The following is an 18465-nucleotide window of genomic DNA, read 5'->3' on the forward strand; positions in this document are numbered from 1 at the left end:
GTTCAGTTCTTCAGCGCGAAGGTTTCCAGTTTGGCGGCGTTGTCACCATTGACAAGCACGCAGTCCATCAACTGCTTTTCCTTCTCGGGCGACTTCTTGTTCTTGATGAAGTCGTTGGCCTGTTCAACTGCCATCTGCGCCTGGGCGAAGGCCGGCTGCAGCACCGTGGCCTTGATGCCGCCTGATGTGATGGAGTCGCGCACGTCGTTGGAGCCGTCGAAGCCGACGACAATGACGTCCTTGCGGTTCGCCGCGGCGAGCGCCGCATAGGCACCCATCGCCATCGTGTCGTTGCCGGAGATCACGCCCTTGATGTCGGGATTGGCCTGCAGGATCGATTCCATCTTGGCATAGGCCTCGGTCTGGCTCCAATTGGCCGATTGCTGCGCAACCATCTTCAGGTCTGGATAGTCGTTGATGACGTCGTGATAGCCCTTGGAGCGGATGCCGGCATTGGTGTCGGATTCCTTGCCGACCAGTTCGACGAAGTTACCCTTCTCGCCCATCAGCTTGACGAACTCCTGCGCGCCGAGCTGGGCGCCCTGGTAATTGTTGGAGACGATTTGCGCCACGGCGACGCCCGTGGCGTTGATCTCGCGGTCGATCAGGAAGGAGGGGATGCCGGCGTCCTTGGCCTTCTGCACCGCGGCGACGGTGGCGTCGGCGCCGGCATTGTCGAGGATGATCGCCTTGGCGCCACGGCCGATCGCCGTGTCGATGAGTTCGGACTGCTTGTTGGCGTCGTCGTCATGCACCAGCACCAGCGCTTCGTAGCCGAGCTCCTTGGCCTTTGCCTCGGCGCCGACGGCCTCCGCCTTGAAGAACGGATTGTCGTGCGAGGGGGTGATGATGGCGATCAGGTCGGCCGCGAAGGCCGGTGCCGCCGTGCCAAGTGCCAGCACGCCGGCGAAAGCCGCAAGCGTCATTCTGCGAGTAAGTTTCATGAAGTCCTCCCTTTGAAAGCTCGTGCCTTTATCGAGCAAGGCTGATGCATTGAATTGGTCAGGCTGCGGATGGCGCCGGATTCAAGAGCCGCGTGCCTGCTCCTCCCCCCCGCCGTCCTCCACTCGTCCAGGTTTCCCAGCAAACCTTGTTTGATCCGAGTTCGCGGCCAGCTTAGCCAACTGGTATGATGAGTCAACCACTATTTCAGATGATCTGTATATGAGTGGTCGATGTTTCGTCCGTCTCCCGCAAGGGGAGAAGGGAAGGCGCGTTTCACGTGATCCGCTGGATGCTGGCGGCGATTTCTTCCGGTTCGAAGACGCGCTTCCAGTCGTCGCGCATCAGCACCGGCTTGCCGAACTCGATGGCCTTGTTGCAGGCATCCGAGAACACACCCTTGGTCTCGCCGAAGATGACGGCGCCGAGCACATTCATGTGGCCGAGCAGGAAATCGAGCGCGGCCTGCCGGTCGACGCCGCGCGCCACGACCTCGTCGAGGGCCTCCTTCATGACGACGAGCAGCGAGGCGCACACCGTTTCCGAAAGGCCTGGCTCGAGCAGGGCCATGTGCTCGACCGTGACGCGGTGCGAGCGCATCACCGGTGCCCAGATGATCTGGGCGATCCTCTCGCCCTTGGCGTAGTCTTCCTCCGGCCCTTGCATCAGCGCGCTGACGAAATGCTGCTTGGCCGCGACGCCTCCGAAGAAGTCCTTCTTGGCGGTCATCTCGGTCTCGTCGTTGAAGATCGGCGGATGGCAGGGATGGGTCACAAAATAGGTAAGGTCGGGACGATCGGGCAGATGCCCAGCAAAGGGCGCCGCAGCATCGAGCACGATCACCATCGTGCCAGGGGCCAGCTTGCTTTCGATGCTGGCGGCGACCTTGCCGATATGTGTGTCCGGCACCGCCAGGATCACGACCTCAGCACCATTGAGCGCCTCATCGACGCCGACCGCATCGACGCCCAGACCGGTTTTCAGCCGCTCCTTGCCGGCCTCGCTGATCTCGACATGGCGGATCGTGTAGTCCGATCCGCGAAAATTGGTCGACAGACGGTAGCCCATTTTCCCGCCCGCACCAAAAAGCGCAATCGTTGTCATCTGGCTTGCTCCTTGAACCTGGGCGATCGTCGTAGATCGTCATCTTATATACTGGTATGATCACTCTACCATAATTTGGCAAGTGGAATTGTCGGCCTGGCTGGTCACTCCAGCAACGACGTGGCCCCTTTGCCTGCGTCTTCGGCGTCGCACCCTGTTAGCTTACCTTGGGCGCGGGGTATGACGAGACACACCCGCGCAATCTCAAAATATTCAAGAGGGCATCCCGCCTTTCCCGGCCAAGGGTGCATCGTTGTGTGGATGTCCACAATTGCTCTTCAGGTGGCGCGGCCGAAGCGATCAACCCTGAAATCGTCGAGCGGTGTTTCGCAGCGGTCGGTCATGACGAGTTCGGCCATGGCGTCGCCAACGCCCGGACCAAGCTGGAAGCCATGTCCGCTGAAGCCGAAGGCATGGAACAGGCCTGGCGTCGTCGCCGAGCGTCCCATGACCGGCAGCATGTCGCGCACATAACCCTCGCAGCCGGACCAGGTGCGGATGACCGCGACCTGCGCGATTGCCGGCAGCAGTCGCGCGACCGCGCGCAATTGCAGCGGAAGGCGCGTGGGATCGGCGACCGCATGACCTGGATCGAGGTCGACCGGTACCCTTTCGGCCGCGCCGCCGAAGACGATGTTGCCCCGCTCGACCTGACGCAGATAGGCGCCATGGTCCTTGTCGCGCGTCCAGATGCCGATCACCGGCAGAATCCGGTGCGGCAGCGGCTCGGTCACGCCCATCTGCGGACCGCAGGCGTCGAGCGGAACCTCTTCGCCGAACTGCGCGGCGACGCGCGCGCCCCAGGCCCCGGCGGTATTGAGCAGACACTCGGCGGCGAATGTACCTTTGGAACATACGACAACGAACCCGGACCCCGAGCGCCTGATCGTGTCGATTTCAGCATCCTCGACGATCGCCACGCCAAGCTTGCGGGCGGCTTCGGCGAAGGCCGGCGCGATCAGTCGGGGATTGCCGCTGCCGTCATGCGGCGAGAACGACGCGGCGATCGCGTCAGGGCCGAGGCCGGGAAACCGGGAGGAGATTTCGCGCTGTCCGAGTTCCTCCAGTTCAAGCCCCCAAGGTCGCGCCGCCTCGGCATAAGCCCGCATGTCGGCAAGACTACCTTCATCAAAGATCAGCCGGATATGACCGGTGGCGCGGAATTCCACGTCACGGCCCAGCATCTGATCGGCCTCTCGCCACAGCTCAAGCGAGCGATGGGCCAGCGGAAGTTGGGACAGATGACGCCCCGTGCGCCGGATGTTGCCGAAGGAAGCGACGGTCGCTCCGGTGCCGACCCGGTTGCGCTCGATCAGCGTCACGTGCGCACCGCGCCTGGCGAGGAAATAGGCCGAAGCAGTCCCCATCAATCCACCGCCCAGCACGATCACATCCATGGTTGTTCCCTGCGCGGAGCGAATGATCTGAAGTCGCCGATCTTGTCGGCACCGCTTCATTGCGTCAAAGATGGGTTTGGACAACAGCCATAAGCCTGACCTATGGAGTGGCAATGCGGGCCCGTCAGCTCGAAGTGTTCATCGCCGTCATGCGCGCGGGCACCGTGACTGCCGCGGCGCGGATGCTGAACATCTCCCAACCCGCACTCAGCCAGATCCTGCTCCACACCGAGGACGAACTTGGCTTCACGTTATTCGAGCGCGTCAAGGGCCGGCTGCGGCCAACCCCGGAGGCGCTCGAGATATTCGCCGATGCCGAGCGTCTATCGGCGGGGTTGGAGGGCTTGCGCCGCAAGACCACTGATCTGCGTCTGGGTCGGACGGGGCTGGTCCGGGTCGCGGCCTCGCCGCCGCCGGCCCTGGCGATCTTGCCGCGCGCTTTCACCAGCTTCCGGGCGCGGCATCCCGATATTTTGCTGCGCTCCCACATGGCGCCGATCGCCGCCATCGTCGACATGCTGCGCGCCGGCGATGCCAGCCTTGGCGTGGCCTTGGACGACCGCCTGCCTCCCGACATCGAGGCGGAGGTGCTCGGCAGCGTCGGCTTCGCCTGCCTGCTGCCCATCGGGCATGCGTTGGCCGGGAAAACCGAGCTGACGCTCTCCGATCTCGCCGGAGAGGAATTGATATCCTATCGTGGAAACACCCGCCCCGCCGACGAACTGGCCCATGCCGCGCGCGCACAAGGTGTGGTGGTTTCGCCATCGCTCGAGATCGATGTCTCCATTTCGGCGGTTGGCTTCGTCCAGGCCGGTTTGGGGATCGCCCTCGTCGATGCGCTGCTGCCCTGGCACCAGTTTGCCGGGCTTGCCGTCCGGCCTCTCGCGAATGGCCCGGAATTCCCGATCGCGCTGCTCACCTCGCGCACACGGGCTCTTTCGCGGGTCGATGAGATGATGCGCGACCAGATTCGCGCGGCCTGTTCCGTTGTGCTGGGCGACGACAAGACAGGGGCATAAGTAAGACTTATATCGTTCCTCGTCATACGTCTTGGACCCTGGCCATCCTGTCGTGTCAGCTTTGGTTGGACCACAGGAAGGGACGTATCATGGATGGTTCCATCGCAGCGGACGAGGCGCGGAACGAAGCCGACTGGAAGGTCGGCGTCGATATCGGTGGCACATTCATCGATTTCTGCGCGCTCGAAGCCAATTCCGGGCACGTCGCCTCGCTGAAAGTGCTGACGACGCCGGAGGATCCGGGCGCCGAGCTGATGACGGGCCTCAGGCTTCTTGCCGAGCGCGAAGGCTTTGACCCCAACCGTATGACGCGCTTCGTGCACGGCACGACCGTCGGCATCAACACCATCATCCAGCGCAAGGGCGCGCCGCTGGCGCTGTTCACCAATGCCGGCTTCGAGGACGTGATCGAACTCGCGCGGTTGCGCATGCCGGACATGTATTCGCTGTTCTGCTCGCGGCCGGACCCGCTGATCTCGCGCGACATGGTGTTCGGCATCCCGGCTCGCATGCGTGCCGATGGGAGCGAATCCCAGGCGCCTGATATGGCGGCGGTGGCCAGGGCGGTGGCGGCGGCGAAAGCGAATGGGGCGCAGGGGATCATCGTCTCCTTCCTCCATTCATGGCGCAATGCCGCGCAGGAGGCCGCCGTCAAGGCAACGATCGCGGGTCTCGCGCCAGACCTCTTCGTCTTCTCTTCGGCCGAGGTGTGGCCTGTCATCCGCGAATATGAGCGCACCTCGACCGCCATCCTCAATGGCTATGTCCATCCCCGCGTCTCGGGCTATCTGACGGCGCTGGAAGAGCGGCTGAAGGACCGCGGCGTGCCGGCCCGTCCGATGCTGACAAAGTCGAACGGTGGGCTGATGAACGCTGCCGAAGGCAAGCGCGCCTGCGTGAACATGCTTTTGTCGGGAACGGCCTCCGGCGTCATCGGCGCCTCGTGGCTGGCGCGCCAGGCGGGCGAGGACAAGGTCCTTACCCTCGACATTGGCGGGACCTCGGCCGACTTCGCGCTCATCATCGACGGCGAGGCGCAGTTCGGCACCGGTGAACTGATCGGCGAATTTCCGCTCCATATCCCGTCCGTGTCAGTGAGCTCGATCGGCGTCGGCGGCGGCTCGATCGCCAGTGTCGACGCGCAAGGGGTGCTGCGGGTCGGGCCGGAGTCGGCCGGCTCGACGCCTGGACCAGCCTGCTATGGCCGTGGCGGCGAACGCGCGACGGTGACGGACGCCATGGTGGTGTGCGGATGGCTCGGTCACAGCGAGATGGCCTATGGCCAGCTCCGGATCGATACCCAACTGGCGCATCGCGCGGTCGGCGACCTTGCCGCCCGGCTCGGCCGCCCGATCGAGCAGACTGCGCAGGCGATCCTCGATATCGCGGTGTCGGAAATGTTCGTCGAGGTCGAGAAACTCGCCTCGCGCGCCGGCGTCGACTTGCGCGATTTCACGCTGATGCCCTTCGGCGGCGGCGGCCCCATGCTCGGCGCCTTCCTTGCCCGCGAACTCGGGATGAAGCGCGTCATGGCGCCCCGCCGCCCCGGCGTGGTGTCGGCGCTGGGCGGCCTGGTGGCGGATCTGCGCGGCGACTTCATCCGCACGGTCTTCACCCCGCTGTCGGGCGCTACGCTCCCGACAATTCGCAAGGCCTTCGAGACGCTCGCGCATGAGGGCCGCGGCTGGCTTGCGGCGCAGGGCCACTACGCGGCGGCGGAACTCACTCTCTCCTGCGACATGCGCTACTTCGGCCAAAGCTATGAGATCGAGGTCGTCCTTTCGCCGGAATGGCTGACGGGCGACGACGTAGCCCCGATCGAGCAGGCCTTCCATCTTACCCATCAGGGGCTTTACGATTTCCATGACCCGGATGGCGAGGTCGAGCTTGTGGATATCAGGCTGTCCGCTATAGGCGCTGGGCCGAAACTCTCTCTCCCGGAGACCGAAGAAGTGGACGTCGCGGCCATCCCGGCGCGCCGGCTCCCGGTCTATACGGGCCTCCGCGTCGAAACCGTCGACCTCCACGACCGCCAGGCCCTCGTGCCGGGCAGCATGTTCCACGGGCCTGCCGTGGTCGTCCAGGAAGACACTACCTTAGCCATTCCCGCCGGAGCGCAGGCACGGGTAGACCGCCATCTCAACCTTCTGCTGACCTTCGCGGAGTGACGCCATGTTTGACCGTACAAACCTCCAGGTTCTGGCCAACCATGCCCGCGCGGCCGCCGAGAACATGGCCCATACGCTGCATCGCACCGCGCACTCCGCCTTCGTCAAGGAGACGCAGGATTTTACGGTGATGCTGATGGATCGGTCGGGAGCGACCTTCGCCGTGCCGATGGAGCTTGGCGCCACCTGGTATCCGGGGCTTTCCTATCACCGCGCCATTGCGATGGTCGGCGACTACCGGCCCGGCGACATTGCCTTCACCAACGATCCCTATTCCGGCCACGTCGCTACGCACGCGCCCGACACGCATCTGTGGAAGCCGGTATTCGTCGACGGCGAGATTGTCGCCTGGACCGGTGGGCATATCCACAACACCGACATGGGTGGGGCGGTGCCGGCGTCGCTCAGCCGGGCACTGACCGAAATCCATCAGGAAGGCATCCGCTTTCCGCCGATGAAGCTGGTGCGGGAAGGTGTCTTCGACGAGATGATCCTGCGGATCATGAGCACCAATGTGCGCAAGCCCGACCTCAACATCGGCGACATCAAGGCGCTGGTCGGGGCGCTCAACACCGGCGAGCGCAAGATCCAGGCGATGGTGCGGAAGTTTGGCAAGGCCGGTTTCATCGAAGGTGTTTCGGCGCTTCTCGACCATGCCGAGGCGCAAGCGCGCGACGTGCTGCGCGCCATGCCCGACGGCACCTGGGAATTCGCCGACTACGCCGACGAGGATTCGGTCGAGGCCAATCCATGCCGGCTGAAGCTGACGCTGACGATCAAGGGCGACGAGGCGGTGCTAGACTTCACCGGCTCCGATCCGCAACTCGGTTCCTCGCTCAACGTGCCTTCGGGCGGCGATCCGCGTCACACTATGCTGCTGGTGGGTGTCTACTATGTGCTCTATACGCTGAACCCAAAGATCCTGCTCAACACAGGCCTCACCCGGCCGTTCACCTGCATCGCACCCACTGGGTCGGTGCTGAATCCGGTGCATCCCGCCGCGGTCGGCATGCGCTCGCTCACCTGCGCCCGGCTGCGGTCGGTCATCTTCGGCGCCTTCTCGCAAGCCGTGCCGGAGCGCCTGCCCGCGGCTCCGGCCGGCAACAACTGCATCGTCAACGTCATGACCACGGACGAGCGCACCAGCCGCACCGTCATCGCGGCGGTGAACCCGGTCGTGGGCGGCGGCGGCGCGATGCCGCATCGCGACGGCACCAACGGCTCTGGCGCGGATGCCGCCTACCTCAAGAACACGCCGATCGAGATCACCGAGACCGAGACCCCAATCGAATTCGTGAGATACGGGCTCGCCAGGGATAGTGGTGGCGCGGGCCGCTGGCGCGGCGGGCTGGCGACCGAGATGGCCTTTCGCGTCTTTGCCCCAGACTCCAGGATCACGGCGCGCAACCGCGACCGCAGTTTCTTCCGTCCCTGGGGTGTGCTGGGCGGCAAGGCCGCCGGACTGTCGGACATGGTCGTCAATCCGGGCACCGAGCGGGAGCGGCCGCTGGGCAATATCGACACTGCGGTCCTGCAGCCCGGCGACGTGCTCGAGATCCGCTCCGCCGGAGGCGGTGGGCGCGGCGATCCGTATGAACGCGAGCCCTGGCGGGTCGCGCAGGATGTGCGGCGCGGCTATCTTTCGCCGGGTGCGGCCGAACGCGACTATGGCGTCGTCCTCCGTGGCGACGAGGTTGACGAGCAGGCAACGGGGCAAGTGCGCGCGCATCACGAGCCGGCCACCGGCCATTTCCATTTCGGTCCGGAGCGCGAAGGCTACGAGGCGCAGTGGACGCCGCCAGCCTATGACCGGCTCACCGCCATACTAAGGGACTTGCCGATCCATTGGCGGTTCTTCGCCAAGACGGAGATCTTCCGCCGCATGAAGGGACGCTCCGGGTCGGAGGGTGTTCAGGCGGCTTTCGATGCCGTTTGCGAACGCTTCCCCGAACTGCCGCGTCCTCTCCCCGTGCGCGAGGCCGCGGAATGATCACCACCGGCCGTATCGTCCGGCTGGCCGAGCGCGACCGGGCGGGGGTGCATTTCTTTTTTGACGGGCAGATCCGTAGGGCGCTCGAGGGCGACACTGTGCTGACCGCGATGCTGGCGTCAGGGCATGCCTTGCGGATGTCCGAGTTCGGACCTGAGCCCCGCGCCGGCTTCTGCCTGATGGGGGCCTGCCAGGATTGCTGGGTGTGGCAGGAGGAGGGACCGCGCCTGCGGGCGTGCACAACCCTGATCGCCGAAGGCATGCGGTTGCGCACCACGCCGCCGGAGAATTGGCCGTGAGTGAGGCCCCGTCGACGCGGATCGCGATCGTCGGCGCTGGTCCCGCCGGCATAAGGGCGGCGGCGGCGCTGGTCGATGCGGGGCTCCATCCGGTTGTGATCGACGAAGGGCAGCGCGCCGGCGGCCAGATCTATCGTCGCCCGCCTGACGGGTTCGTCCGCACGCCGGAGCACCTCTATGGGTCGGAGGCGGCGAAGGCGCGTGCGCTGCATGCGGTCTTCGACCGGTTGGCGGCCGACGGGCGACTCACCCATTGCACGGGAAGCTCGGTCATCGCCGTGCAGGCGGGGCGGCTGCACGTGCTGGGCGAGGGCGGCGTGCAGGTGATCTTCTATGACCGTCTGATCCTCGCGACGGGCGCGTCCGATCGTGTCGCTCCAGTCCCGGGCTGGCAGAGTGCCGGTGTCTATAGCCTTGGCGCGGCGCAGATCGCGCTAAAGGCGCAGGGCGTGGCGCTCGGACGGCGGATCGTCCTGATGGGGTCGGGGCCTTTGCTGTCGCTGGTCGGTGCCCAACTCGTCAAGGCTGGAGCGGATGTGGCGGCGGTGCTCGACACCTCTCCCTGGGATCAGCAGATGCGCGGGCTCTGGAAGCTGGCCGCCCGGCCGTTCGTCGCACTGCGCGGCCTCGCCCTGCGGGCAAGGCTCGGCGGTCGCTATCACGCAGGCGTCAGTCTCGAAAAGATCGAGGCCGACGGGCAAGGTGTCACGGCGATGCGCTGGCGCGACGCCGGCGGAAGGCAGCGCCTCACTCCATGTGACACGATAGGCATGGGTTGGCACCTGCGGGCGGAGACGCACCTGGCCGATCTGGCGGGATGCGCCTTCACCTACGACGAGCAGTGGCGGCAATGGCTGCCAAAGACAGACCGGATGGGTCGCGCCGGCAACGGAGTCTATCTTGCGGGCGATGGGGTTCGTCTTCTGGGAGCGGACGGCGCGGAGATCGCTGGGCGTCTTGCGGCGTCGGCATGCCTTGCCGATCTTGGATTTCCAGCGCCCTCCACGGCGGTAGATCTACGCGAGCTTGCGCGGCTAGAGCGCTTCGCCCACGGCCTGGCTTGCGCTTTTCCCTGGCCGGCAGCGATGGTGCGGGCGCTCCCCGACGCCGCGATCGCCTGCCGCTGCGAGAACGTAACTGCCGGAGAGGTACGCCAGAGTCTGGATTTCGGCGGCGGCGAGGCCAACCGGGTGAAGTCGCTGTCGCGCGTAGGCATGGGCCGCTGCCAAGGGCGCTACTGCCAGTTGGCGGCCGTCGAACTCGCAGCGGCGCACGCCGGCTGCACGCCCGACGCCGTCGGCCGGTTTCGCGGGCAGGCCCCTGCGCGGCCTGCGCCTGTCGACGCCTTTCTCCGGAAAGGCTGATGCCATTGCGAAAGGCGCGCCTCGGCATCGGTCACGTCTTAGAAATCGGCGACCTTTCCCCAGGCCGAAACATCGAAGCGCTGCGGATCGTAGGATTTCGGATCGACGATCGGTTGCGACCCGATCATCAGATCGGCGATGAGGTGACCGGCGCCGGGCCCAATGCCGAAGCCGTGTCCTGAAAACCCGGCGGCCAGGAAGAAGCCCGGAACGCTTTGAATCTCGCCGATGGCGGGAACACCGTCCGGCGTGCTGTCGATGTAGCCGGCCCAGGCCGCGCTGATCCTGGTCTTTTGAAGGTCGGGCAGAAGTTCAAGCGCCCGGGCATGGGTCAAGCGGATTGTTGCCTGGTCCGGAACCGGATCGAGAATGCGCATCCGCTCCATCGGCGTCGGCTGGTCGAGTCGCCAGTGCCGAAGCGTTTCGTGGCCCGAGCGCGCGCCCTGCAGCCCGCCGGGCGCGAGGCTTCGCCACCGCTTCAGGAACATCGGCAGGAACTGCGAGGAGAAACGCAATTGCTGCGGCGTCACGTCCACGCGGCCACGTCCACTTATGGCGAGCGTGTAGCCGCCATCGCCGCGGCGCGTGGCCGAGATCCTTGCCGTGTGCAGCGCATCCGGCAGACCTTCCGCGCCTGGCGAGACGGACAGGATGGAGGAGCGGATCGATGCTTGCGGAAAGCGGAAGCCAAACTGCCGGCAAAAGGACGAAGCCCAGGCGCCGCCGGCGAGCACTGCCACCTTCGTCCTGATCGTTCCGCTTTCGGTGACCACCCCACTCAGGCGCCCGCTTTCGGTCTCGATGCCGCGCGCGGCGCAATTCTGATGCACGGTGCTCCCGAGCTTGAGGATGGCCCGGGCGACAGAGGGGGCAGCTCGCGACGGGTCGGCGGTGCCGTCGGTCGGGGAGAAGACACCGCCCTTCCAGGCCCGGCCGGTGGCACGGCCCCGCTCGCTGGCCTCGGCGCCGTCGAGCATCTGCGTGGTGACGCCGGCCGTTTTGGCGAAGTCACGCCAGCGTGCCCAGCCGGCCAGTTCTGCCTCGTCATTGCTGAGATAAAGCAAACCGCATCGGCGAAAGCCGGTGTCTTCGCCGGTTTCCGTGGCAAAGCTGTCCCACAAATCGAGGCTGCGTGTCGCCATCGGTAACTCGCGGGCGTCGCGATTCTGCTGGCGGCACCATCCCCAGTTCCTGGAGGACTGCTCGGCGCCGATGCGCCCTTTTTCGACAAGCGCGACCCGCATGCCGCGCCTGGCCAGATAATAGGCCGCGAAGACACCCACGATGCCGCCGCCAATCACCACCGCGTCCGCGGATCGCGGCAGTTCGCCAGATGTCTCGATTTGCTGTAGCGGCGCGCGCATGGTCTCTCTGCCTTGAAGCGCCAATCTACCGTGTTGCGCAGGCAGCCGCTGCCGCAGTTGAAGCCGAAGCAGAATTTTATTTCGGCAGCTCGGTCAAAATCGGGAGCGACTGCGTTTCAAAGCGCTGTCCGCTTGGATGGACAGGCCAACGGGCTGTGGTAGTGTCAATGCCTATATGCAAGGCAGCATTTTGTGCTGTGGCGTGCGTTCTGCGGAGACGACCATGAAGCTGGATCGGATCGATATCAAGATTCTTCACGAATTGCAGAAGAACGGCCGCATCACCAATGTGGAATTGGCCGACCTGGTGCATCTGTCGCCAAGCCCGTGCCTGATGCGGGTCAAGAAGCTCCAGTCGGAGGGCTACATTGAGGGCTATTCCGCACAGGTCAATATCGGCAAGCTTGGCCAGACGCTGACCGTGTTCACCGAAATCACCTTGAAGAACCATCGCCAGGTGGACTTCGCCCGCTTTCTCGCCGTGGTGGAGAAGATCGATCAGGTCATCGAATGCCACCTCGTGTCGGGCGGCTACGACTATTTGATGAAATTCGTGACCGCCGGCATAGCCGAGTACCAGACGATCATGGAGCGGCTGACCGACATGGATATCGGCATCGACAAGTATTTCAGCTTCGTCGTGCTGAAGTCCCCCATCGTCAAGGCGCACATGCCGCTGCCCAGCCTGTTTCCGAGGTAGTCGGCGGTGGCAGCGCCGCGCTACATCTGTCGCCTGCGGCTCGCTACGCGATGTCCAGCCGCAAGATCGGCTGCAGTGCTTTCAATTCGACTTGCATCTCGGCGATCATCCAGGCCTGGATATCGGAGACCACAGGCCGCACCGGCCGTGAGCGCGGTGCAATCAGCTGATGGATCCGGCCCGTGTTGATCTGCCTGTCTGAGGCTGGGACCAGGGTTCCCTGAAGCAACGCCCTTGAAACGTTGCTGAGCCAGCCGAGCGCCACGCCCTCCCCGTTCATCGCGGCCTGCAGCACGACCGCGTAGTCCGAGAATTCGAGCCATTTTGCCATGCTGGTCTTGCGCTCGGCCACCTTGCCCCAGGCGTCCAGCCACTGCTCCTTGGCGTCGGTCAGGTGCAGCAGGACATGACCTTCCCCGGTTCCGGCGTGGATCAGCCGACCGTGGGCCGCCAGATAGGCTGGGCTGCACACCGGAACGATGACTTCCGGCGAGAATGGCCAATGATGATAGTGCGTATCGTCATCGGCCAGGATTCTCGTGGCAAGGTCGACATTCTCGGCGGGGCCTCTCAGAACGCCCGCGATCAGCTCGAACCTCAGGTCCACATCGGGAAACCTGGTGTTGAAAGCCCCTAACCTGGGAACGAACCAATACGTCGCCAGAGAACTCGAAAGGGAAAGGGTAACCACCGGCTTTGCCGCATCGTTCTGCTTGATTCTCCGGATCACCTCCTCGATGCCGTCAAATCCCTCCCGCACGGCCGAGTAAAGGGCACGCCCTTCCGCGGTCGGCGCCAACCCGGTTGGCCCCCGCGTGAAAAGAGCGATGCCAAAATCGGCCTCGAGCTGGGCGATGCTGCGGCTGATGGATGGTTGCGTGACGTTGAATTCGCGCGCGGCGGCGGTGAAACTGCCCGACCGGGCAGCCGCTTCGAAGACCAGCAGTCCGCGTGCGGAAGGAACGAGTTTTGCGAAACCAGCCATACGCTCAGCGTATAGCAACCCCAACAATTTTCAAGCTTTCTCCGGCTCCGCAAATGACGAACTATAAGCTTCATGAATGGGGTGGAGCAGGGCGTGAAGACAGCGGCATCTCAAGCGGACGGCACATCCGGCGATCCCCTGCTGCAGCCGTTTCGGCTCAAGGGCCTGAGGCTCCGCAACCGTGTCGTCAGCACCAGTCATGCTTCGATGCTGGACGATGGCGGCCTGCCGCTCGAGCGCTACCAGCGCTACCATGAGGAGAAAGCGCGCGGCGGCCTGGCGATGAGCATGGCGGGCGGCTCGGCCATGACCTCGCCCGACTCCAGTTGGGGCGGCGGTCAGCTGGACCTCTCCAGCGATCGTATCGTGCCTCATCTCCAGTCGCTGTCGCAGCGCGTTCATCGCCATGGCGCCGCCGTCATGTGCCAGGTCTCGCATCTTGGACGGCGCGCCACCGCCTATGCCGGAAACTGGCTGCCGCCAGTGGCGCCATCGCGCATTCGCGAGACGCGAAACCGAAATTTCCCGAAGGAGATGGACGCCGCCGACATCGACAGGATCATCAAGGATTACGCCACAGCGGCAAGGCGCTGCGTGGACGGCGGTCTGGATGGCGTCGAGACGGTCACCGGCGGCCATCTGATCGGGCAATTCCTCTCACGCAGAACCAACAGGCGCACGGATGGCTTCGGCGGCTCGCTGGAAGACCGCGCGCGCTTCGGCCTGATGGTTCACGAGGCAATACGCCGCGCGGTGGGTGACGACTTCGCTGTCGGCATCCGGTTGGTGATCGACGAGGCGGTCGACGACGGGTCGGATTTCGAGGAATGCCTAGCCTTCGCCAGGCTGTTCGAGCGGGAAGGCCATGTCGATTTCTTCAATTGCATCTTCGGCCGCATGGACACCGACCTGTCGCTGGCCGAGCAGAACATGCCCGGCATGTTCAGCCCGAGCGCGCCGTTTCTGCCGCTGGTCGGGCAGTTCAAACGGGAAACCAAACTGCCCGTCATCCACGCCGCAGCGATCAGGGATGTCGCCACGGCTCGTCATGCGATCCGCGAAAACCTTGTCGACCTGGTCGGCATGACGCGCGCGCATATCGCCGACCCGCACATCGTCAACAAGGTGATGCGCGGAGAGGAAGAACGCATCCGCCCCTGCGTCGGCGCGTCCTACTGCCTGTACAAGAAGGTGCAGTGCATCCACAACCCGGCCAGCGGCCATGAGACCCTCGTCAACCACATCATCGACCGGGCGGAGACGCCGAAACGGGTGGTCGTGGTCGGCGGTGGTCCGGGTGGGATGGAAGCGGCAAGGGTCGCCGCCGAGCGCGGACACAGAGTGAGCCTGCTCGAAGCCGCGGCACGGCTCGGCGGGCAGGTGCTCGTCGCGGCCGCAGCGTCCGACCGCAAGGATCTCATCGGCATAGTCGACTGGCGCGTCGACGAACTCGCTCGGCTTGGAGTGGAAGTCCGTCTCAACACCTATGCGGACGCAGAAATCGTCCTTGCCGCAAAACCGGACGCGGTCATCGTGGCCACCGGCGGCATTCCTGATATGGAATGGCTGGAGGGTGCCGAACATTGCGATAGCGTCTGGGACGTCCTGACCGGGGTCGTGCCGGCAAAGGACGACGTGCTCATCTACGACGAGACCGGACGCCAGGCGGCAATTTCCTGCGCCCTGCATCTGGCCCGTCCGGGGCGCGTGGTCAGCCTGGCCATAGCCGACGACACTTTGGCGATCGAGACGCCCTATCCGGACCGGGTGAGTTTTCGCAAACGCGCCACGGAACGCGGCATCCGCGTTGTCAGCGATGTGCGTCTGGTCAAGGCGGTACGCCAGGGCAACGGCATCGCCGCCACGTTTCGGCATGAACTCACCGGTGCGGAAACGGAAATGACGGCGGCCCAACTCATTGTCGAGCGCGGCACGGTGCCGATGGAGGACACTTACCAGGAATTGCGCGCGCGCTCAGCCAATAACGGCGTCACCGACATAGCACTGATGACGGGAACGGAAACGAACGGGGACAAAGGTCCCCAAGCTGCCGGATCTTTCGTCCTGCACCGCATCGGCGACGCCGTTGCCAGCAGGGACATCTACTCGTCGATCTACGAGGCCTACCGGCTCTGCTCGCAATTGTAGGCAGGGCCTATGAAACTCGATCGGATCGACATCAAGATTTTGTACGAGCTGCAGAAGAACGGCCGCATCACAAATGTGGAGCTGGCGGAATTGGTCAATCTCTCCCCCAGCCCCTGCCTGATGCGGGTAAAGAAGCTGCAGGCCGAACGCTATATCGTCCGCTATTCGGCGCAGATCGACATCGCCAAGCTGGGGCGCACGCTCACCGTCTTCACGGAAATCACGCTGAAGAACCATCGTCAGATCGACTTCGCGCGCTTCCTTGCCGCCGTCGACAAGGTTGATGCCGCCGTCGAATGCCACCGCGTGTCCGCCCGTTATGACTATCTCTTGAAATTCGTCACGGGTGGGATTGCCGAATATCAGGCGATCGTCGAGCGGCTCACCGACATGGATATCGGCATCGACAAGTGTTTCAGCTTCGTGGTGCTGAAGTCACCCATCATCAAGGCGCATATGCCGCTGCCCAGCCTGTTTCCGATGTAATCAGCGATGGCCGTACTGGCTGACGAGCTCCGGGTCGCGGACGAGGCCATCGAGCCACGTCGGATCGAGCTTGGGCACGGAGGAGAACAGAAGCTTCGAATAGGGGTGGCTTGGCGCTTGCAGCCTGTCGGGCGTGATCTGTTCAACCCGCTGCCCATTATACATGACCATGATCTCGTCGCAGATCGCTTCGACGACGGAGAGATCGTGGCTGATGAAAATGTAGGAAAGGCCCAGCTCGCGCTGCAGCTCCTTGAGCAGGTCGATCACGGCGGCCGCCACCACCGTGTCGAGCGCCGAGGTGATTTCGTCGCAGATGATGAGCTTGGGTCCGGCCGCCAGGGCGCGCGCGAAGTTCACGCGCTGCTTCTGGCCGCCCGAGAGCTCCGACGGCCGACGGTAGCGCAGCGTCCTGGGCAGGCGAACCATGTCGAGCAGTTCATCGACGCGCTTCGAGCGCGCCTGCCTGTCGAGTTGGTGATAGAAGGCCAGCGGCCGGGCAATGATGTCCTCCACAGGCTTGGCCGGGTTGAGCGCGGTATCGGCATACTGGAACACGATCTGCATCTCGCGCAACTGGTCCTGGCCGCGTTTCCCCGCGGCGCGCTGCAGTTCTTTGCCGTCGAATATGATGTCGCCGGCCGCCGCCGGATGGATGCCGGCGATGACTCGCGCCAGCGTCGATTTTCCGCAGCCGGATTCGCCGATAATGCCGAGGTTGCGTCCCTTCTCGACGACCAGGCTGACGGAATCGACGGCCCGGATGAGTGGCAGCCCGTTATCCCGCACCGCGCCATAGCCGGCGGTCACATTGTCGATACGCAGCAACGGCTTCGCGCCGGCATCCGTGTCCGCGTGCGCTTGCCGCGGCCTCGGCTCGAAGGCAGCCAAAAGTTCGCGCGTATAGGGGTGCTGGGCGGCCGAAAGAATCTGAGCGGTGGTGCCGGTCTCCTGCACTTCGCCGCCCTTCAGCACAACGATGTGGTCGGCGATCTGGGCGACGACGGCGAGGTCGTGCGAAACATAGACCCCCGCTATCCCACCCGCCCGCATGACCGCCTTGAATGCTTTCAGCACGTCGATCTGCGTGGTCACGTCGAGCGCGGTGGTCGGCTCGTCGAAGATGACCAGCTTGGGATCGCCGATAAGCGCCATGGCCGCCGACAGCCGCTGCAATTGCCCGCCTGAAACCTGGTGCGGGTAGCGCGCGCCAATCCCTTCCGGATCCGGCAGCGACAAAGCCCGGAACAGTTCGACCGCGCGCTTTCGCGCCTGCTCGGGCGGCATAAGGCCGTGGATGCGCGTGACCTCGATCACTTGCTCCATGATCGTCGACGAGGGGTTGAAGGAGGCGGCGGCACTTTGCGGAACATAGGCAATGTCGGTGCCGCGCAATTTGGCGCGCTGCTTTTCGGACAGTGCCGCCATGTTCTTGCCGTTCACATTGATCTCGCCGCCGGTGATCCGGCAGCCGGGCCGCGCATAGCCCATGAGGGAGAGCGCCACCGTTGTCTTGCCGGAGCCGCTCTCCCCGATCAGGGCGACGATCTCGCCGTCGGCGATGTCGATGCTGACGCCCTTGATGATTTCGACGATGCGTCCGGCGTCCGTCGTCGCCTCGATCCTCAGGTTCCTGACCTCGACGAGATTGGTCATGTGTCCCTGTCCCTGATCTTCTGCGGCAGGTTGTCGATCAGCAGGTTGACGCTGATGGTGAGACTGGCGATCGCGAGCGAGGGAATGATGACGGCGGGAGCCGCGAAGGGCAGGCCGCCGATGTTCTCGCGTACCAGGGCGCCCCAGTCGGCGAGCGGCGGCTGCAGGCCGAGTCCGAGGAAGGACAGGCCTGAGAGCAAGAGCACGATGAAGACGAAGCGCAGGCCAAAATCGGCCAGAACCGGGCGGATGATGTTGGGCAGGATCTCGGACCCGATGAGATAGGCGGTGCTTTCGCCGCGGACGCGGGCGACGGTCATGAAGTCCATGGTATTGATGTTGACGGCGAGCGCCCGTGCGAAGCGGTAGGCGCCGGGTATGTAGATGACGGCGAGCGTCAGGATCAGCGCCGGGATCGACGAGCCCACCGCGGCGACGACCACAAGGCCGAACAGCTTGCTGGGGATGGAGTTCATGGCGTCAAGGAATCGGCTTAGGCAGGTGTCGAGCCAGCCGCCGGTGACGGCCGCGACCATCCCCAGCACCACGCCCGAAAAGCAGGCGATGGCGACGGCGGCGAGCGATATGCCGACAGTGTAGCGCGCGCCCATGAGCACCCGTGAGAGCATGTCGCGCCCCAGATAGTCGGAGCCGAGCCATAGACCCTGACGCATCGGGCCGAAATAGTCGTCGTCGACTATGTCGCCGATCGAATGGGGAATGATGGCGGGCGCGAAGATGGCGATCAGCGTCCACGCCAGGATGACCAGCGCGGCCACGACGCCCACGAGATTGTAGCTGTGGCCCAGCAAGGACCGTGGGGAAGCTGCCACACGCGCCATT

At 64.6% G+C, this 18465-nt stretch carries 15 protein-coding genes; 8 read left to right on the plus strand and 7 right to left on the minus strand.

Going from position 1 to position 18465, the window contains the following annotated elements; translation table 11 throughout:
* Positions 1-2 precede the first annotated feature (2 nt).
* The 3 genes from D3242_RS26035 to D3242_RS26045 all read right to left on the minus strand — a co-directional run bounded on the left by D3242_RS26035 (position 3) and on the right by D3242_RS26045 (position 3443).
* Positions 3-944: a D-ribose ABC transporter substrate-binding protein gene (locus D3242_RS26035; RefSeq protein ID WP_019860299.1), complete on the minus strand. Its 942-nt coding sequence runs from the start codon at positions 942-944 to the stop codon at positions 3-5.
* A 274-nt stretch (positions 945-1218) separates the two neighbouring features.
* Positions 1219-2046, minus strand: a complete 828-nt coding sequence (locus D3242_RS26040) for a phosphogluconate dehydrogenase C-terminal domain-containing protein (protein WP_027047227.1) — start codon at positions 2044-2046, stop codon at positions 1219-1221.
* A gap of 278 nt (positions 2047-2324) precedes the next feature.
* Positions 2325-3443: an NAD(P)/FAD-dependent oxidoreductase gene (locus D3242_RS26045; protein ID WP_064986208.1), complete on the minus strand. Its 1119-nt coding sequence runs from the start codon at positions 3441-3443 to the stop codon at positions 2325-2327.
* Positions 3444-3556: 113 nt separating this feature from the next.
* On the opposite strand from D3242_RS26045, the gene D3242_RS26050 reads away from it, so the two are divergent.
* From D3242_RS26050 to D3242_RS26070, 5 genes are all read left to right on the plus strand, one after another.
* Positions 3557-4462: a LysR family transcriptional regulator gene (locus D3242_RS26050; RefSeq protein ID WP_064986211.1), complete on the plus strand. Its 906-nt coding sequence runs from the start codon at positions 3557-3559 to the stop codon at positions 4460-4462.
* 89 nt (positions 4463-4551) lie between these two features.
* A complete protein-coding gene (locus D3242_RS26055; RefSeq protein ID WP_064986213.1) occupies positions 4552-6630 on the plus strand; it encodes a hydantoinase/oxoprolinase family protein in 2079 nt (692 codons plus the stop codon).
* A 4-nt stretch (positions 6631-6634) separates the two neighbouring features.
* Positions 6635-8620, plus strand: a complete 1986-nt coding sequence (locus tag D3242_RS26060; protein WP_064986214.1) for a hydantoinase B/oxoprolinase family protein — start codon at positions 6635-6637, stop codon at positions 8618-8620.
* Positions 8617-8919 carry a (2Fe-2S)-binding protein gene (locus D3242_RS26065; protein ID WP_019860290.1) on the plus strand — a complete coding sequence of 101 codons (303 nt, stop codon included), beginning with the start codon at positions 8617-8619 and terminating at the stop codon, positions 8917-8919. Before D3242_RS26060 ends, D3242_RS26065 begins: the two co-directional genes overlap by 4 nt.
* Positions 8916-10283, plus strand: coding sequence for an FAD/NAD(P)-dependent oxidoreductase (locus D3242_RS26070; protein WP_064986482.1), 1368 nt, complete (start codon positions 8916-8918; stop codon positions 10281-10283). The genes D3242_RS26065 and D3242_RS26070 overlap by 4 nt, the downstream gene beginning before the upstream one ends.
* A 38-nt stretch (positions 10284-10321) precedes the next feature.
* On the opposite strand, the gene D3242_RS26075 is transcribed toward D3242_RS26070, so the two are convergent.
* Positions 10322-11647 carry an NAD(P)/FAD-dependent oxidoreductase gene (locus tag D3242_RS26075; RefSeq protein WP_019860288.1) on the minus strand — a complete coding sequence of 442 codons (1326 nt, stop codon included), beginning with the start codon at positions 11645-11647 and terminating at the stop codon, positions 10322-10324.
* A gap of 223 nt (positions 11648-11870) precedes the next feature.
* Here D3242_RS26075 and D3242_RS26080 point away from each other — a divergent pair, with 223 nt between their 5' ends.
* Complete coding sequence (locus D3242_RS26080; protein ID WP_038644676.1) at positions 11871-12347, plus strand: Lrp/AsnC family transcriptional regulator; 477 nt, start codon at positions 11871-11873, stop codon at positions 12345-12347.
* A gap of 43 nt (positions 12348-12390) precedes the next feature.
* Here the strand turns inward: D3242_RS26080 and D3242_RS26085 are convergent, their stop codons facing one another.
* Positions 12391-13332, minus strand: a complete 942-nt coding sequence (locus tag D3242_RS26085) for a LysR substrate-binding domain-containing protein (RefSeq protein WP_064986216.1) — start codon at positions 13330-13332, stop codon at positions 12391-12393.
* Between the two features lie 72 nt (positions 13333-13404).
* On the opposite strand from D3242_RS26085, the gene D3242_RS26090 reads away from it, so the two are divergent.
* On the plus strand, positions 13405-15480 hold the full coding sequence (locus D3242_RS26090) for an NADH:flavin oxidoreductase (RefSeq protein WP_064986218.1): 2076 nt from the start codon (positions 13405-13407) through the stop codon (positions 15478-15480).
* Between the two features lie 9 nt (positions 15481-15489).
* Positions 15490-15966 (plus strand): Lrp/AsnC family transcriptional regulator, encoded by a 477-nt coding sequence (locus D3242_RS26095; RefSeq protein WP_019860284.1) that lies wholly within the window; start codon positions 15490-15492, stop codon positions 15964-15966.
* Here D3242_RS26095 and D3242_RS26100 read toward each other — a convergent pair whose 3' ends face one another.
* Positions 15967-17622 (minus strand): ABC transporter ATP-binding protein, encoded by a 1656-nt coding sequence (locus tag D3242_RS26100; protein ID WP_064986219.1) that lies wholly within the window; start codon positions 17620-17622, stop codon positions 15967-15969. It lies immediately after the preceding gene.
* On the minus strand, positions 17619-18464 hold the full coding sequence (locus tag D3242_RS26105) for an ABC transporter permease (protein WP_064986221.1): 846 nt from the start codon (positions 18462-18464) through the stop codon (positions 17619-17621). Before D3242_RS26105 ends, D3242_RS26100 begins: the two co-directional genes overlap by 4 nt.
* Between the last annotated feature and the right edge of the window lies 1 nt (position 18465).

The sequence above is a fragment of the Mesorhizobium jarvisii genome, from assembly GCF_003601985.1.
Taxonomy (GTDB): domain Bacteria; phylum Pseudomonadota; class Alphaproteobacteria; order Rhizobiales; family Rhizobiaceae; genus Mesorhizobium; species Mesorhizobium jarvisii.

Bases quoted from the DNA above. Each gene is read 5' to 3' on its own strand.
- D3242_RS26055 (WP_064986213.1), top strand. From the start codon at position 4,552: ATGGATGGTTCCATCGCAGCGGACGAGGCGCGGAACGAAGCCGACTGG.
- D3242_RS26045 (WP_064986208.1), bottom strand. From the start codon at position 3,443: ATGGATGTGATCGTGCTGGGCGGTGGATTGATGGGGACTGCTTCGGCC.
- D3242_RS26085 (WP_064986216.1), bottom strand. From the start codon at position 13,332: ATGGCTGGTTTCGCAAAACTCGTTCCTTCCGCACGCGGACTGCTGGTC.
- D3242_RS26060 (WP_064986214.1), top strand. From the start codon at position 6,635: ATGTTTGACCGTACAAACCTCCAGGTTCTGGCCAACCATGCCCGCGCG.
- D3242_RS26105 (WP_064986221.1), bottom strand. From the start codon at position 18,464: ATGGCGCGTGTGGCAGCTTCCCCACGGTCCTTGCTGGGCCACAGCTAC.
- D3242_RS26095 (WP_019860284.1), top strand. From the start codon at position 15,490: ATGAAACTCGATCGGATCGACATCAAGATTTTGTACGAGCTGCAGAAG.
- D3242_RS26050 (WP_064986211.1), top strand. From the start codon at position 3,557: ATGCGGGCCCGTCAGCTCGAAGTGTTCATCGCCGTCATGCGCGCGGGC.
- D3242_RS26065 (WP_019860290.1), top strand. From the start codon at position 8,617: ATGATCACCACCGGCCGTATCGTCCGGCTGGCCGAGCGCGACCGGGCG.
- D3242_RS26100 (WP_064986219.1), bottom strand. From the start codon at position 17,622: ATGACCAATCTCGTCGAGGTCAGGAACCTGAGGATCGAGGCGACGACG.
- D3242_RS26080 (WP_038644676.1), top strand. From the start codon at position 11,871: ATGAAGCTGGATCGGATCGATATCAAGATTCTTCACGAATTGCAGAAG.
- D3242_RS26090 (WP_064986218.1), top strand. From the start codon at position 13,405: ATGAATGGGGTGGAGCAGGGCGTGAAGACAGCGGCATCTCAAGCGGAC.
- D3242_RS26035 (WP_019860299.1), bottom strand. From the start codon at position 944: ATGAAACTTACTCGCAGAATGACGCTTGCGGCTTTCGCCGGCGTGCTG.
- D3242_RS26075 (WP_019860288.1), bottom strand. From the start codon at position 11,647: ATGCGCGCGCCGCTACAGCAAATCGAGACATCTGGCGAACTGCCGCGA.
- D3242_RS26040 (WP_027047227.1), bottom strand. From the start codon at position 2,046: ATGACAACGATTGCGCTTTTTGGTGCGGGCGGGAAAATGGGCTACCGT.